Source organism: Sphingopyxis sp. Soil_C_28, from assembly GCF_057657055.1.
This window is the reverse complement of record NZ_JBDGJE010000001.1, coordinates 380,484-395,894: the sequence shown is the minus strand read 5'-3', so window position 1 is coordinate 395,894 and position 15,411 is coordinate 380,484. Positions and strand designations below refer to the sequence as shown.

At 63.9% G+C, this 15,411-nt stretch carries 11 protein-coding genes; 1 reads left to right on the top strand and 10 read right to left on the bottom strand.

The window, feature by feature from the left end; genetic code table 11:
• Positions 1-2: 2 nt before the first annotated feature.
• From AC3A43_RS01800 to AC3A43_RS01780, 5 genes are read right to left on the bottom strand one after another with little or no spacing between them, the layout of a single operon-like run.
• The gene (locus AC3A43_RS01800) at positions 3-842 is read right to left on the bottom strand and encodes a rhamnogalacturonan acetylesterase (protein ID WP_487790834.1); all 840 of its coding nucleotides are present in this window, start codon (positions 840-842) and stop codon (positions 3-5) included.
• Entirely contained in the window at positions 842-1,594 is a 753-nt protein-coding gene (locus AC3A43_RS01795) for an SDR family NAD(P)-dependent oxidoreductase (RefSeq protein WP_487790833.1), read from the bottom strand. Before AC3A43_RS01795 ends, AC3A43_RS01800 begins: the two co-directional genes overlap by 1 nt.
• 13 nt (positions 1,595-1,607) lie before the next feature.
• Positions 1,608-2,891 (bottom strand): MFS transporter, encoded by a 1,284-nt coding sequence (locus tag AC3A43_RS01790; protein WP_487790832.1) that lies wholly within the window; start codon positions 2,889-2,891, stop codon positions 1,608-1,610.
• A complete protein-coding gene (locus AC3A43_RS01785) occupies positions 2,888-5,047 on the bottom strand; it encodes a heparinase II/III domain-containing protein (RefSeq protein WP_487790831.1) in 2,160 nt (719 codons plus the stop codon). Before AC3A43_RS01785 ends, AC3A43_RS01790 begins: the two co-directional genes overlap by 4 nt.
• Positions 5,044-7,227, bottom strand: coding sequence for a chondroitinase-B domain-containing protein (locus AC3A43_RS01780; RefSeq protein WP_487792006.1), 2,184 nt, complete (start codon positions 7,225-7,227; stop codon positions 5,044-5,046). The genes AC3A43_RS01785 and AC3A43_RS01780 overlap by 4 nt, the downstream gene beginning before the upstream one ends.
• 177 nt (positions 7,228-7,404) lie before the next feature.
• Between AC3A43_RS01780 and AC3A43_RS01775 the strand changes: the two genes are divergently transcribed.
• The gene (locus AC3A43_RS01775; RefSeq protein ID WP_487790830.1) at positions 7,405-10,452 is read left to right on the top strand and encodes a TonB-dependent receptor; all 3,048 of its coding nucleotides are present in this window, start codon (positions 7,405-7,407) and stop codon (positions 10,450-10,452) included.
• 27 nt (positions 10,453-10,479) lie between these two features.
• Here the strand turns inward: AC3A43_RS01775 and AC3A43_RS01770 are convergent, their stop codons facing one another.
• From AC3A43_RS01770 to AC3A43_RS01750, 5 genes are read right to left on the bottom strand one after another with little or no spacing between them, the layout of a single operon-like run.
• Complete coding sequence (locus tag AC3A43_RS01770) at positions 10,480-12,033, bottom strand: hypothetical protein (protein ID WP_487790829.1); 1,554 nt, start codon at positions 12,031-12,033, stop codon at positions 10,480-10,482.
• Entirely contained in the window at positions 12,014-13,057 is a 1,044-nt protein-coding gene (locus AC3A43_RS01765; protein ID WP_487790828.1) for a hypothetical protein, read from the bottom strand. Before AC3A43_RS01765 ends, AC3A43_RS01770 begins: the two co-directional genes overlap by 20 nt.
• A gap of 2 nt (positions 13,058-13,059) precedes the next feature.
• On the bottom strand, positions 13,060-13,782 hold the full coding sequence (locus AC3A43_RS01760) for a M12 family metallopeptidase (RefSeq protein ID WP_487790827.1): 723 nt from the start codon (positions 13,780-13,782) through the stop codon (positions 13,060-13,062).
• Positions 13,772-14,701, bottom strand: a complete 930-nt coding sequence (locus AC3A43_RS01755; RefSeq protein ID WP_487790826.1) for a hypothetical protein — start codon at positions 14,699-14,701, stop codon at positions 13,772-13,774. The genes AC3A43_RS01760 and AC3A43_RS01755 overlap by 11 nt, the downstream gene beginning before the upstream one ends.
• Positions 14,698-15,105: a hypothetical protein gene (locus tag AC3A43_RS01750; RefSeq protein WP_487790825.1), complete on the bottom strand. Its 408-nt coding sequence runs from the start codon at positions 15,103-15,105 to the stop codon at positions 14,698-14,700. Before AC3A43_RS01750 ends, AC3A43_RS01755 begins: the two co-directional genes overlap by 4 nt.
• Positions 15,106-15,411 lie beyond the last annotated feature (306 nt).

The window sequence follows — 15,411 nt, the reverse complement described above, 5'->3', positions numbered from 1 at the left end:
CGTTAACGAACGAGCTGGCTCCGCAAGCCGGGCACCGCACGCGCCAGCGCCTGTGCGACAAGCCTGGCGGTGACCTCGGCGCCGATGTCGCCCAGGTGCGTGTAGTCGAACTTGCGCGTCACCTGCCCGCGCGCACCATCGCCCGCGATCGGTGTGGGCTCGGGTGGCGCCGGGCGCGCCGTCAGCGTCGTGCCCGCCTTCGCCGCGGCAAGCTCCTCGGCCGCCGGCGGTTCCTGCGCCAGCTTCGTCGCCATCTCGGCGCCCATTTCCTGCGCCTGCGCCGCGCTCAGCGCGTTGAGGTCGACCAGCGGCACGTCCATCGCCTTCGCAACGCCGCGCACCTGATCGGACCAGCTCGCGAGCGTGTTCTTGAGCTTGCCGTCCTTGAACTCGCGGCGCGTCAGCGGGGTGACGAGTACCGGAGTTGCCCCCGCCGCCCTTACCTCTTCGACGAAGCGGCGGAGGTTGGCGGGAAACTCGGTCGTCTCGTCGGTCCAACGCTCGGATTTGCTCGACTGATCATTATGCGCGAACTGGATGAGCACCCAGGTACCGCGATATCCGGGCACTTTCGCCTCGGCGAGCGCGATGTCCCAGCCGCCTTCCTGGCGGTAGCTGCGCGTGCTGCGTCCGCCGCGTCCGGCGTTGACACACGCGACCGACGATTTGACGTGGCGCGAGCAGAACGCCCCGCCCCAGCCGCTGTGCGGCGCCATCGTCGAATCGCCTACAAGGATGATCTTGTACGGCTCGAGCGGCGGCGCATCGGTCCGCTCACGGGTCTGGGCCTGCGCCCCGCTCGCGAGCAGGGCAACCATGACGGTCAGGGCGAGCCGGCGCATCAGGAGAAGCCCAGTCCGCCGTTGATGTCGAGACAGACGCCCGCGAGGAAGCTCGCGGCCGGCGACGCCAGATAGACGATCGTGTCGGCCACCTCGTCGGGATGGCCTTCGCGGCGCAGCGGCGTGTTGCCCGCGGTCGCGGCGCGGCCCTCGGGCTTCGAGAAAATGTCGTGGAAGCTGGTGCCGATCAGGCCGGGGCAGACCGCGTTGACGCGAATACCCTGCGGGCCGAGTTCCTTGGCCATCGAACGCGTGTAGGTCATCAGCGCCCCCTTGGCGGTCGCATAGACCGACGCGCCCGGCCCGCCGCCGTCACGGCCGGCGAGCGACGACACGTTCACCACCGACGATCCTTCGCCGAGGAAGGGCTGCGCGGCCTGCAGGACGAGGAACACCGATTTCAGGTTCAGCGTCATGACCTGGTCGAAAAAGGCTTCGTCCATTTCGCTTAGCGTCTTGCGCGCGATCATCCCGCCCGCAAGGTTGACGAGGATGTCGAGCCGGCCGCTGAACGCAACGCCGACCTCGTCGAGCATCGCCTTGACCGCACCGCTGTCGGTGACGTCAGCCTGGATCAGAAAGGCGTCGCCGCCCGCATCCTTGATCGTCTTCAGCGTGTCCTCGGCGGCTTCGCGGCCGCTGTTGTAATTGATCGCGACGCGGACGCCGGCGCGCGCGAGCGCGATCGAGACCGATCGACCGATGTCGCGTCCGCCGCCGGTGACGAGCGCGGTTTTCCCCTGGAGGTTCATGTGATGCTATTCCTTATTCTTGGGTGTGGGTGGGTTTGGTGATGACCGGTTCGACGCGTCCGCCGATCAGCCAGAAACACAGGAAAGAGATCGGCACGATCGCCGCGCTGAGCGCAAAGATCGGGGCGTAGCTCGTCTTGGTCAGCACGGGCACGAGCCAGGTGGTGATCAGCGTGCCGGCGACCGCGGCGGTACCGCTGATCCCCGCGAGACTGCCGACCGCGCCACCGCCGAAATAGTCGCTCGGCAGTGTCTGAATATTGCCGATCGCCATCTGGAACCCGAACAGGATGCACGCGATCAGAAGCACCGCCGACAACGGATCGTCGGCGCCGATCGTGAACAGCAGTGCCGGCAGCATGATCGCGCAGCCGATCGCGATCGTCAGCGTACGCGCCTTGTGGACGCCGCCGCCGCGAGTGATGATCCGCCCCGAAAGCCAGCCGCCGAACAGGCTGCCAAACATCGCGCCGACGAAAGGCACCCACGCAAAAAGCCCGATCTGCTTGACGTCGAAGCCAAAGGTTTCGGCCAGATAGATCGGCAGCCACGACACGAAGAGCCACCAGACCGGATCGAGAAAGAAGCGCGACAGTATGACGCCCCAGCTTTGGCGGTAGCGTAGCAGCTCGCCGAGCGGGATACGGCGGCCATCGTCCTGCCCTGCCTCGGTGCGGCCGGTCAGAATATATTCGCGCTCTTCGTCGCTCAGCTTCGGGTGTGTTTCAGGGTCGGCTTTGTAAAACCAGAGCCAGGGAATGAGCCACAAAAAGCCTAAAACGCCGATGACGAGAAAAGTGCCGCGCCAACCGAAATAGACGAAAAGCAGCGCGACGAGCGGCGCCGAGACGATGCCGCCGAGCGACGCGCCGGCGTTAAAAATGCCCTGCGCAAGCGCGCGTTCGCGCGACGGGAACCACAGCGCATTGGCTTTCGCCGCGCCGGGCCAGTTGCCCGCCTCGCTGACCCCCAGCGTCGCACGCAAAACGCCAAGCAAGGGCAGCGAGCGGACAAAGGCATGCGCCGCGATCGACAGCGACCAGAAGATGATCGAGATCGCAAAGCCCATTCGCGTGCCGATCGCGTCAAAGATCCGCCCGAACAGCGACTGGCCGAAGGCGTAGAAGATCATGAAGATCGTCACCAGCAGCGCATAATCTTCCTTGGTGGCGCCGATATCCTTCGACACTTCGGGCCACATCACCGCGAGCGCATTGCGGTCGATATAGTTGATGACCGTGGCGAGCGCGATCAGGGCGATGACGCACCAGCGGACGCGGCCCTTGATATTGCTCATTTCTTCGCTCCGGTTCTGGCGATGTCGAGGCGGCCGACGGGGCCGGTCCATGCGAGGGTCCGGCCGTCGACAGCGAGGCTGTGCTTGCTGCCCGCCGTAACGTCGTCCGCGACGGCAATCGCGATGCGGCGGCCGTCGACGAGCGTGATGAGGACCAGATCAACGCCCTTTTCCTTGCGATGCTCCAGCGCCGACACACGCGGACTGCTTGCGACGACGGTTTCAGCCGACGCGTCATAAGCGCCATGCGGTTCGAGCAGGCTGACAAAGGCCGCGTCCGCCGCGCCGTCGACGCGCTGGATGAGCGCGGGTTCGCGCCGCAGGTTGAATTCGGGATCGTTTGCGCCGCTCTCCGCGACGATGAAGCGCGCACCCGCGGGGGGAAGCATATGGTAGCTATAGAAACGGCTGCCCTGCATCCACGTCAGCCGCGCCTTGCCGGCCTTCGTGCCTTCGCCATCGACCCACAGATGCTCATATCCGTTCGCCTTGCCCAGCACCGGGCGCTCGGCGAGCTTGCGGTCGAACGCGATGTCGCTGTCGATAATCTGCCCCGAAAAATGCAGCGGCAGGTCATAGCGATGCCTGCCGTCGCCAGTCGCCCGAAGGATATCGAGCGTGAGGGGGTTCGAGAGACCTTCGACTTCGACCAGCAGCAGAGCGCGGCGGATCTTGATGTCCTTGTACGCGCTGTCGATTTCGCCGATCGCATAGCGCGTCGGGCCTTCGAGCGCGGCGGCAAGCTGGCGCGTTCCCGATTTTTCGCCCGCTTTCCAATCGCCTGCAAAGTGGCTTTGCTCGTCGACGACTAGCGTGTTGTGTGCGATCGTCGCACTGGCCCAGCTATCGTTTTCGGGGAGGTATCGCCCGCCCCGCTTCGCCTCGACATTCAGGAAGCGCGCGGCGCCATAGTCGGTCACGACCGCGCCAGTCTCGTCATAATAGACCCAGCCGAGGCGGTCGAAGTGACCGTGGCCCATGCCCTGCACGGTATTCTTGGCGACGAGCAGCGGACCGGTCGGATCGGCTTTGGTGCGTAGCAGGACAAGCGCGCCGCCCTTGCCGTCGGGGCCATCGGAGAGCAGCCGTGATCCGAACGGCCAGGGCTTTGCCTTGCCCGCGGCGAGGTCGGTCGCCATCGCCTGCCCGGCGGGGGTCAGCACCGTGCGCCCTTGCCAGTCGGCGATCGACAGGAAGGTCGGATCCCTGGTCGCGCCATAGGCGATTGCGACCGCGTGATAGAGTTCCTCGGTACGCAGGCTCTTGTCGGGCATCGCGTCGTTGATCGGCAGGAAATATCCGTCGTGAGTCACGTCGATCGCGGTGCGGATCGCCTTCAACACGATGCCGTCGCGATATTCGAAAATTTTGCGGTCGGGATCATTCGCCGCGATCGCCGCTGCGAAAACGACGAAGGGCTGCAACGCATAGCGTTGATAATAGGGCCCTTCGGCATAATAGCCGTCGGGCGAGAACAGCAGGTCGAGCTGCCGCAAAAAACCCGCCTTGCCGCTCTTGTCGAGCCCGAGCAGTGCCTTGTCGACAAGGTCGCGGTCGCCGAGCAGATAACCCGACAGGCCGACGCCGGCGGCGGCCCAGGTCGCGTGATTGTGGATACGGTTGATGACTTCGGGCGATCCGTCGGACAGGAAATGCGCCATCGGGCGGATCACCTGATCGTCGATGCGCTTGCGGTCGGCTGCGGACAAAGCGCCCCGGATCTCGGCATAGCCTTGCGCCGCATTCACCAGAAAGACGCTGTCGTTGAGGCTTTGCCAAAACAACCGTCCCGGCACCTGGTTCGATGCCGCCGGATGCGGGCCGAGTTTGGGGTAAAGATCGGCATAGGCCAGCAACAGGTCGCGAACATGGTCACGGTACCGCGCCTCGCCCGTCAGGCGGAAAAGTTGCCCGCCCTCGAAGATCGTGCGGTAATTGCGCTTGTGCTGTTCGTGCGTGAAGCCGCCGCCGGGGTCCTTGGGCACGGGCACGTTGATGCCCGCCTTGATCGATGCTTCGACACCCGCTTTGGCACGTTCGATTTCGGCAGCGAACAACGGCGCGCGCGTCGGTGCAGCCTCGGTCTGCGCGGTAGCGGGGATGGGGGGCAGCGCGAGCGCGGCACCGGCGAGCAGCAGGGCAAGCGTGCGGGTCATGGGCGGGCCTCCACGATATTGGCCGACAGGAGCGCACGCGGCGCCCCTTTCCAGGCGAGTTCCTCGATCTTCGGCGCGGGGGTCGCGGCGAAAGCATTCGACGCGATCCGCGTTTCGGGCGCGCCGACCGAATGAATGACCAATATGCCGTCCGATGTGGCGAAGCTGTTCTGCGCGATATCGGCATGCTGGGCGCCCGACAGGCGCAGCGAGGTGCCGTCACGCCCGCTGTCCGCGACGCTCGATCCGGTCATCGCGAACCACGGCCCGAACGTGCTTTCGTCGGTCCCTTTGCGCAGCAAGTCGGCGACCATCGCGACCCGCGAAAAACGGCTGTCGGTGACCGTCAGTCGCTCCATCGGATACCAGCCTTTCGGCTCCTGCTCACCCGTTGCCGCGACGACGACGCCCATTTCGGTAAAGTCGCTGTTCGCGATTATGACATCGTCGGCGAAGGTGCCGGGCGCCATGGCGATGACGTCGAGCCGGCCTTTGCCGGGGCCGCGCACCGACACGCGATCGAGCGTGATGCTATAATTCGGCGCGACGCCGCTCTCGACCGCGATCAACGCGCCCTCGCCGGGCGCCCCGCTTGCGTCGACCGACAGGTTTTTCAGCTGTAATCCGCCGCCGCCCTCGATCCGTGCCAGGCTCGAAGCAACGCGCAGCACGGGTTTCGCATCCTTTGCGCCGGCGATGGTCAGGCGGTGCTGCACCGTCAACGGCGCCGCGATGTCATATGTGCCGGTGGCGAGCGCGAGGGTGTCCCCCGCCTTCGCATCGGCAACCGCTTGCGCGAGTGAGGCGCCGGTGGCCAGCGGCCGGGTGTCACCGGCACCGAATGCCGCTTCGGGAGCGTCGCCGCGATACCAGCTCGCGCCGACCTCCGCGCGCGTCACCGGCTTCAGGTCGCGCGGCGCGCCGACGGCGGCAAGCGCCGGATCGACCGGGTAAAGCAGACCGTTGGCGGCACGTTCGAGCTTGACCTCGCGCTGTTCGACGCCGGTCCCCAGCAAGGGTTTTGCGACCTTCGCCTCGACATTGCCCGCAAGCGCGATGCCGCCGATTTCGCCTTCGGCGCGAAACGGATCTTGCCCCTTCGCGCCGACGATCAAATTGCGCTCGAACCGGCTGTCTACGGGCGCTGCCGACCGTTCGGCATCGGCACCTGCGGCCAAAGTGATGCGCGCGCTATCGATTATGCTGTTGCCCTCGATCCGCGCGTTCGCGACCTGATGATAGCGGTTGATCACAGAATTGGGCACGCCGTTCATCACGCTGATCGCGCTTTTGAACGAGGTGCCCGCGAGACCTTCGAAATAATTGCCGCGCACGATCTGGTCGCGGTTGATCACGCGCACGCCGCCGGTGTCGGCCACGCCCTTGCCCAGAAAGATGTTGCGCTCGACCAGATTGCCGTTGCCGTGGCGCAGCACGATCGCGCCCTGCGCTTCGATCAGCAGATTTTCGCGGACGATGTTGCCGCCCGATTTGATCGAGACGATCTCGACCTCACCGCTTGTGCGGTCGAAGATATTACGTTCGATAATGCTATTCGACGCCGACAGCGATTCCTCGCTGGTGCCGATACGGATCGTCTCGCCGCCGTTCGAGCCGAGCGGCGGGCGCGGGCCGAAATAAACATGATCGATGCGATGGCGGTTATCGAGCGGGTCGCCCGCCCGGCGGATCACCGCCAGCGTCACGCCGCTGTTGGTCTTGCCCTCGAAATGCGAATGGTCGACGCGATTGCCGGTGCCATACAGCGCGACCCAGATATCGTCGGCGCGGCGGTCGGCCTTGCTGAACCCGTCGATGACGACCTCGGTGACACGCGAGTTGATCGCAAGCGTCTTTGAATCGCGGCGAAAACTGATCACTTCGCCGGTCGGGCTGGCGCCATTCTTGAAGACAAGACCTGAAACGATCAGGTGCTGGCCGCCCATGCGCAGGTTTGACTGGCCGGTGATTGTCACCTTGCCCTTGGTCTGTGCGGTCAGCGTGATCGGCTTGGCCGCGCTGCCGTTACCCGTGAAGACGATCTGGAAATCGCGCCATTCGCCATCGGCGAGGATGATCCTGTCGCCCGGCTGCGCCTTCTTTATCGCTGCTTTATACTGCGCCTGGTCGGCCACGAGCATGTCGCGCGCCAGCGCGGGGTGTGCCGTCGAAGCCAGCATCGCCACCGTTAAAAACGCCCTTATCTGCACTGCGCCTCACCCTTTTTATGATTCTTGTCGATTGGCCTATACAACAGGTAGGACAAGATCAACCCAATAACGGTATACAACATGGGTTGACATACTGGTCTGACAAAGCGAGCCTCTACCCAAATAAAGTCGAACAGGGAGAGTGGGATGATTCGGGGCAGCATCGGCCGCATTGCGGGCGGCAAATATAATTTCGCGGCGGCGCTTCTCGGCACCACGGCCATGGCCATGCTCGCGCCCCCCGCCTTCGCGCAAGACGCCCCGTCGCAGGATGAAGGAAGCGGTGTCGCCGACGAACCGGCGGATGATGCGATCGTCGTAACCGGCATTCGCAGCTCTCTTGCAACCGCGCTGGGTGAAAAGCGCACGTCCGACAATCTCGTCGAAGTCATCCAGGCGGAAGATATCGGCAAGCTGCCCGATCAGAATCTCGCCGAAGTGCTGGAAAATGTCACCGGCGTCCAGATCACCCGGCAAGCGGGTGTCGGCAACGCTGTGCAGATCCGTGGTACCGACGCCAACCGCACCGAAATCAACGGCGTTTCCACCGTGGGATCGGGCGCCGGCCGTTCGGGCATCAGTTTCGAAGACCTGCCTGCTGCGCTGATCGCCTCGGTCGAGGTGACCAAGGTCCCGACCGCGCAAACGATCGAAGGATCGGTGGGCGGCACGATCAATCTGCGGACGATCCGCCCGCTCGATCTGCGCGAGCCGCTGATCGCCGCGCGGGCGCAGATGGAAAACAGCGACCTTGCGAAATCGACCTTGCCGCGCGTATCGGCGACCGTCGGAAATAACTGGGACACGGGCATCGGCGAAATCGGCATCGTCCTGAGCGGAAGCTACGCCCGTCAGGACGTCGCCGCCTTCAAGCCGCGCGTCGATCGCGACGCCCTCGTCCTGCCGGGCTCGGGCCCAAGCGCGGAAGCTTTTCCCTTTCTGCGCATCCAGTTCCTGCAGCAGGGATTGGAGAATTACGAATATGAAACCTACAACGGCACCGCCGCGCTGGAATGGAAGCCGAACGACGATCTGAAATTCTATTTCGACGCGACGCTCAACAACCAAAGCCGCGGACAACAAAGCCACCGCGTCCAGATATCGGGCACCGCGACGCCGTCGGTCGTCGACGCAATGAACAACACCGCGTTCGAAACGGTCAATCTCGGCACGATCAACGGCCCGAACGGCCCTGTCGACCTCGGCACCGTTCAGGCCGCGGTCGCGGGCACCATCGGCATTGGCGGCTCGACCGGAAGCGTGGTCGATCCGAACCTGCGGACCTCGAGCGACACCGGCGCGCGCGTGACCAAGAGCCGGGTGTTCGATTTCGGAACCGACTGGCAAGCGACCGACAAGCTGAAGGTCCGCGCCGAAGTGTCGCTGTCGACCTCCAAATCCGATTTCCCGAACTTCTCGACGACGCTCGACTTCATCAACCCCAACGGGCCGCAGCCCGTCATCGGGCGCAGCATCGACAATGGCGTGCCGCTGGAATTCGACCTTCGGGACGGGACGCTGCAATTCGGCATCGATCAGGCCAGCGCCTTTGCACCGACCGCGGCGCAATTGCTCGACCCCGCCAATTATCAGCTGCAACAGGTCACGCAGGGCGCGAACTCGACCGACAACAAGGAACGCGGGGCGCGCCTCGATTTCACCTACGACACGACCGATCTCAATCCGTTCGTGACGTCGCTCGACTTCGGTTATCGCTGGAACCGGACAACGGCGAAAAACAGCGAGTTTTCGAACAATGTCAGCCTGACCAACACGACAACCGCCTGGAACAGGCCGTCGGGCGACCTGTTTTCCGATATCCTGATCCCCGGCCCCCGGAATTTCGACGCCGCCGATGGACGCCGGCTGTCGTTCCCCGACTTCCTTCTGATCGACGGCGGCCTCTCGTTCCGCGACCCGGCCAAGGTATTGGACGCGCTCAACGCCGCCATCGCGGCCAGCAATGCGGCGCGCACGCAAGGCCCTGCCGTGGCGTCGCTCGCGATGCCGACCGAATCCTTCGCAGGGTTCTTCAGCATCAAGGAAACGACCAACGCCGCCTATTTCCAGGCCAATATGGAGGGCGAAATCGCCGGGATGCCAGTGCGCGGCAATGCCGGCTTCCGCTGGCTGCACACCAAACTTTCCTCGACCGGCAACAATATCGCGAACGGCACGGTGACGGGACAGACCGTCGCCAACAGCTCATATAATTTCCTGCTGCCGCGCTTCAGCCTCGTTCTCGAACCGGCCGACAAGCTCCTCCTCCGCGCCGGTATCGCGCGCGATATCCGCCGCCCGAATTTCGACACGCTGTCGACATCCTTTTCCTTCGGCACCGGCGCGAACACGCCGGTGGCGGTAGGCAATCCCGACCTCGTCCCCGAAGCGGTGTGGTCGTTCGACCTTTCGGGCGAATATTATTTCGCCCCGTCCAGCCTGATCAGCGTCGGCGTCTTTCACAAGAGCCGCACCAATTTGTTCGCACAGCGGCAGGAAGATCCCGCCCCCAATCTGGACGCGGGCGGCAACCTCAACGTGTCGATCGATCCCTCCTGCCCGGGCGGCGGCATCTATAATCCGATCGCCAACCGGAACATCAACAACCCGATTCAGGGCGTCGGCATCTGCGTGCCGCGCAGTTCGACCTTCAACGTCCCGGGAACCACGACGCAAACCGGTATCGAAGTTGCGTTCCAGCACGATCTTTCGGCATGGGAGGATGTGCTCGGATTTGCGTCAGGCTTCGGCTTCATCGGCAATTTCACCTATCAGAAGACCGGCGGAACCGCGCGCGAGTACCGCGTCGCCGACGGCCCGCGCAATGTCTTCACGCAGCTCGGATACGCCAATTCGCGCGATATCATCTCGCTGACGAACCTGTCGAAATATGCGTACAACACGACGCTGTTCTATGACAAATACGGGTTGAACGCGCGGCTGCGCTATACGTGGCGCTCCAGCTATGTGTCGAACGACCCGTTCTTCTTCGGCCTGCCGCTCATCAACGGCGCCCGGGGTCAGCTTAACGCCAGCATCAATTATGACATCAACGATCATATCAACATCGGCGTCGAGGGCATCAACCTGCTGCGCGGCGATCAGAACCAATATTGCGTCAACGACAAGGCGCTCTTGTGTTTCCAGGGCCTCACCGACCGCCGGCTGACCGCGGGGTTGAGCGTGAAATTCTAGTCGCGATCCGCGAAGAAGCTTCGCGGATCAGTCCTTCTGCACCAGCGAACGCGGCGCGCCGAGGGCCATGGCGACCCCGTCCGGTCCTATCTCTTCCTGATCCAGCATGGGCACGCCCTTGTTGGACAGGAAGCGCTCGTCGCCGGCAATTCGGGCTGCAATCGTGGCCAGCCCGCCGGCCACCTGCACCGGGCCGGACGGCAGAAGCGCTCCGGCGAGATCGAGGGCCGCATTGCCGATCAGGAAATTCGTCACCAGCCGCTCGACCGACAGGCGGGGCCCCGAACGCCACGCGAAATAGGGACCCGCCGGATAAGCACGCGCAACGCGGCTGTACAGTTGACGGGAAATCGCGACGGGGCCCTGCGGCACCGAATGGCGGAGCAAAGCTTCCCATGAAGCCCAGAAAAGCGGCGGCTCGGAAATGGTCCCGAAGTCCTGCGTATCGCCAGTGAACGGCCTCGCCCGCAAATGCAGTGCAACCAGATCGCTGGGCAGCGACCCCGAATTCTGCGTGAAAACCTCGTCCAGATTTTTCAATACGGTATGCAGCGTCTCGGCGGCGCGCGACCTTACCTGGTCGTGCAAGTCGACCGGGCGAGACGGCGTCCCCTCCCCTGGATCGCGGTCGCGCTCAAGACCGGCCAGAAACAGATGCGCGCCCATCAGGCCCATCACCGGGTTCCCCCATTTGCCGTGCAACAGCTGATCGACGAGCTGCGGCTGGACCATGATCGGCCGTTCGGTCTCCAGCGCCTGCCGCGCGACTTCGATCGTTTCGAAATGATCCCGATAGAAGATGTCCGATGATGGCTCCGCCATCTGCACCGAAATTTCGGTCCGGATCGAGCCCGGCGCGGCGTCGGCGGACACACTGCCGACGACGTGCACCGCCAATTCCTTCAGATCGGCTGCGGGCAGAACGGGAACCGCGCGCGGGCCGCTGCGCCGGATAAAGACGCGCGTATCATAGCCGGGAACCGCCAGCAGGGCCTGCCGGAGCGCGCCGCCGCCGAATTCGATCTGATAGCAGCCGGGCTCGACCACGACCGCCCACGCGCTCCACCATTCGGTCCCGATCAGCCGTTCGCGGCCTGCATCTCCGGCTTTTGCCCGAACGTGCATTTCCAGCCAGCGATACAGCGTCGCCTCGGCAAGCGGATCAGCGAGCCCTTCGACGTCGCGATGCGCCATCAGCAGGATCGTCGAACCGTCCCCGGGGGGCCGATCCGCCGCCGCCGCATCGATCGCCTCACGGGCCAGCGCCTCGATTTCGGCGCTCCACCGTCCATAGACGGGTCCGACCGGGGCAATCGCGGTGGACGGCTCCGCCGTGAGGTAAAGCTGCGTGTCGTCCTGCAAGTCGACCAGACGCTCGACCGCCGCCCCGCCGCGCACCGAGCGGATCTTGTAAAGCCCCTCTGCCAGCCGTGTGTCGACCTGCCCGACGCCATAGGCGCGCCGGTCCAGGCCGCCGCCAAAGACATGGATCTCGGCGTCGGGGGGCGCATTGACCAACAGCCGGACCGCGCCCGGGCCCTCGTCGGGCGACTGCAGGGCATCATTGTCCCGGATAGACATCGGCCGCACTCCCCGCCCCGATTTCGAACATGTTCCGTTCGCCTCCGCCGACTGCCACATAGAGCCCCAGCGGCAGCTCTACCTCCACCACCCCGTCCGGCCCGCACGGGCCGTCGAAGTGCGATTCTGTTCCGGCATAAAGGATTTTGACGGGCGTCCCCGCCGCGAGGCCGGTGTGGATTCGGTACCTTGGTTGCGACTTGCCGGCGACGAACACGATGTCGGCATCGTCGCGGAAATAGGGGCCGCCATCCTCTTCGACACTCGTCTGCGCGTCGCCTGCACCGGTGAGACCCGCCGACCGGAAATAGCGGCGCAGTGACGCGGTGGTGACCTTTCCGTCGCGTTCGGCCGCAGCACCGTTCAGCGCCTTGAGAAGCTCGGTGGTGAACACGCCGCGCACGATGCCGTCCGCACCCGCGCGCTCATAGGCGAACTGATCGGGCCGCGTCGCCCAGATCGTCACCAGCTTCGCCGGACCGTTCGCACGCCGGTTGGGCCGCAGGCCGATGGGCCCGCGGCTGGGTTGGGCGTAATCGGCGATCGTGCAGCAATCCATCAACAGCACGATCTCGTCGAAATGTGTCTGATCGGCGAACCAGTCGGCCCATGATGTCGCTTCGATACTCTCCATCCTGCCGCGGCTGGCTTCGGCGGTGATCAGCGCCAGATGTTTGTTTTTGGGCGTAAAGCCATGTCCGGCCAGATAGATGGTGAGCCGTCGACCCAGCACCACCGGCCGCCCTGCGTTGCGACACGCCTCGCCTTCGTCGACCAGATCGGTCAGCGGATGTTCGACGTCGCCATACCCCGGACGAAGATGCTCGATCGTCCACTGATGCTGTCCCATTCCATCCGAGGTGACGAGCGTTACGTTTGTGCCTCCCTGCGCCAGAAGCCAATGAGCGAAATCGGTCGCATCGCGCACCGGTCCGCCCAGATGTTGCGGCGTTCCATTCTGGCCAAGCCGCGGGTAACGGCCGACACCGACGACAATTGCGCGATCGGCAAGCTGGGTCGCCATCGCTATCCGGCCCATCCCGTCCGAACGCCATAGGCTTCCTGAATCAACCTGATGTCGTCGGCGCTCAGGCTGTCGTTCCAGCCGACGGTCATACCGTCCATCGTCCATTCGGGCGGAATCGCGTACATCATGATCGATTGGGGATCGGGTGCGGTCGCGAAGACCTGGTCGGCGGCGGGCACGTCGAACATGTTCGACACCACCGTCGCCTCGTCCCATTTCTGCGAGCGCATCATATCGGCGATCACCCGTTCGCGGTTCCACTGGATATCGATGAACGGATGCAGATGTTCGTGAATGAGGCCGATCGCGTGACCGAATTCGTGCAACACGACCGATCGCGCCTGCGCCTCGTCCAGTTCGGTCGTCATCCAGCCGAGATTCATCGTCGGCATCCCCCGCGCAATGCTGCGCGCTTGCGTGCCGACCCACGACCACGACCCCTTTTCGGGATCGAACGCGACCCGGATATTGGCCTTGGCCGCGTCCACATCCTCGTCGAGCCAGAACTGGAAATGGAGCCGCGCGCCGGTGCGGTCGAGCCATTCCATCGCGAGGTCCTGAACGCGCTTTCGAAGCGCACGCGTGCCGCCAAGGAAGCCGACCGTCAGCTCGGTGTCGCGCCCCCAGAATGTCGCATTGAGCAACGCAGCCCGGCTGCGCGCTACCGATTTCGGCAACGACAGCGGAAGCGCGGCGCAAAAATGCCCCGCGTTACCAGTCATAGCTGCGATACTCGAACTTGCGGTTCTTTCCGTCGACCTCGCGGAAACACAGGCTGAGCGGGCTGCCGCTACCACCCTTCGCTGCGACCCCGGCGTCGATGCTGCCCCAATAGGCGGCGGGCGCCCAGCCTCCGGGGTTCATCGCACCCGGCACGACGATCACCACATGGCCATGGGTGGTGGTTTGCGAAAAATCACTCGACCGCAACCCCGCTACGACCAGCTTGCCTTGTCCGGCGGCGGCCTTCGCGGCGACCCCGTCGGCCAGCTTCTTCCAACCCGATTCCGCGTCGGTGATCGCGTCCAGAATCTGGTCGGCCGTGCCCGCGAGGCCGACCCCCAATTCGCCCGCCACGGCGATCACGAACCCGTTGCACGACCCTTTGTCGCCCAGCCATCTGGCCTTGCATGTCGCGACAATCTTGTCGGCGTTGGCGGTATCCGCCGTGAACGGGAATGCCGCGGGTTGCGGCATCGCCATCGGGCCGGCGGGATTTGCGCCATAAAAGCCGCCGGGGCCGGGACCGGGATTGGGCGCCATCGGCGGACGTTCCTGCGTGCCATAGCCCTCATCGGAGGCCGGATTTCTGCGGCGGCCGTCGAGGAACCAGTCGGCCCCGAAATTGGGCGAGATATTCACCAGCGCCACGAGGATCAGGAAATAACCGAAAAAGCCGATCGCAAGGCCGATGCCATAGGCCCCGAACATCGCCGTGCCCTGTCCGAACAACTGGACGACCGCGGCCCCGCCGATCGCCGCCAGCACGGTCGTGATATCGCCGAACTGAACGTCGCCCTTCCGATAGCGATTGATGTAATAGACGAACCAGCCGACGATCAGGCCAAGGCAGAACGCCCCCCATTTCATCAGCGCCAGATCGCTTCCGCTCAGCCCCAGATTCGCTTCGCCAATCGTCATGCCACCCTCCCCGTCTTTCCCTCGGACGCCGTGTAAAGCGATGCTTTCCAAACGAAAAATGCCGCTGCGCCCAGCCCGAAGCCGATAACGCCCTTAATCGCACCCGCATGGCCAGAGGCGCCGAACCCGGATCCGGCCGCGGTCAAAGCAAGTAAAAGGATCAGACCCCAATCCATCAAGGCAAGGTTGCGAAGCCGGTACGGCCAGCGCAGGTCGATGCGGAGCGCCGCGCACCAGCCCCAGACAAGTCCGTGCAAAAGATGTTCCACCCCGTTCTCCGCGCAATGCCCGGCAAACCCGTTGAGCAAAACATAGCGAAAGTTATGCAAGACAACCAAATAAATTTCGCACCCGCTACGAAAACGACCGCGAAATAAAGAAAAACGAATCCGCCGTGACGCCATTCTGACGAAAACTGCTCGGAATACTTTGGATCAGATCGGCATGATTTCCTCCCAAATCAGAGCCATGGCGTCCGACCGGTTGAACACGGAAAAACAATCCGAATGGACCAATAACGATCAAAGCAAGCTATCTAAAAAAGAATCCGCTGCCGACGGGTTGACGGAGGAAATTACACTGTGGTTAATAACCTTAACTAAAAATCATCTTGCCTCGATTCTCATAATTATCGGTCGCACATCGTCCGAAGTGCGGGGCCCGGCCCCGCACTTCCCATGGCAGCTTCGACTGTGAAGCTCCTGTTGTAT

Bases quoted from the DNA above. Each gene is read 5' to 3' on its own strand.
- AC3A43_RS01800 (WP_487790834.1), bottom strand. From the start codon at position 842: ATGCGCCGGCTCGCCCTGACCGTCATGGTTGCCCTGCTCGCGAGCGGG.
- AC3A43_RS01795 (WP_487790833.1), bottom strand. From the start codon at position 1,594: ATGAACCTCCAGGGGAAAACCGCGCTCGTCACCGGCGGCGGACGCGAC.
- AC3A43_RS01790 (WP_487790832.1), bottom strand. From the start codon at position 2,891: ATGAGCAATATCAAGGGCCGCGTCCGCTGGTGCGTCATCGCCCTGATC.
- AC3A43_RS01785 (WP_487790831.1), bottom strand. From the start codon at position 5,047: ATGACCCGCACGCTTGCCCTGCTGCTCGCCGGTGCCGCGCTCGCGCTG.
- AC3A43_RS01780 (WP_487792006.1), bottom strand. From the start codon at position 7,227: ATGCTGGCTTCGACGGCACACCCCGCGCTGGCGCGCGACATGCTCGTG.
- AC3A43_RS01775 (WP_487790830.1), top strand. From the start codon at position 7,405: ATGATTCGGGGCAGCATCGGCCGCATTGCGGGCGGCAAATATAATTTC.
- AC3A43_RS01770 (WP_487790829.1), bottom strand. From the start codon at position 12,033: ATGTCTATCCGGGACAATGATGCCCTGCAGTCGCCCGACGAGGGCCCG.
- AC3A43_RS01765 (WP_487790828.1), bottom strand. From the start codon at position 13,057: ATGGCGACCCAGCTTGCCGATCGCGCAATTGTCGTCGGTGTCGGCCGT.
- AC3A43_RS01760 (WP_487790827.1), bottom strand. From the start codon at position 13,782: ATGACTGGTAACGCGGGGCATTTTTGCGCCGCGCTTCCGCTGTCGTTG.
- AC3A43_RS01755 (WP_487790826.1), bottom strand. From the start codon at position 14,701: ATGACGATTGGCGAAGCGAATCTGGGGCTGAGCGGAAGCGATCTGGCG.
- AC3A43_RS01750 (WP_487790825.1), bottom strand. From the start codon at position 15,105: ATGGCGTCACGGCGGATTCGTTTTTCTTTATTTCGCGGTCGTTTTCGT.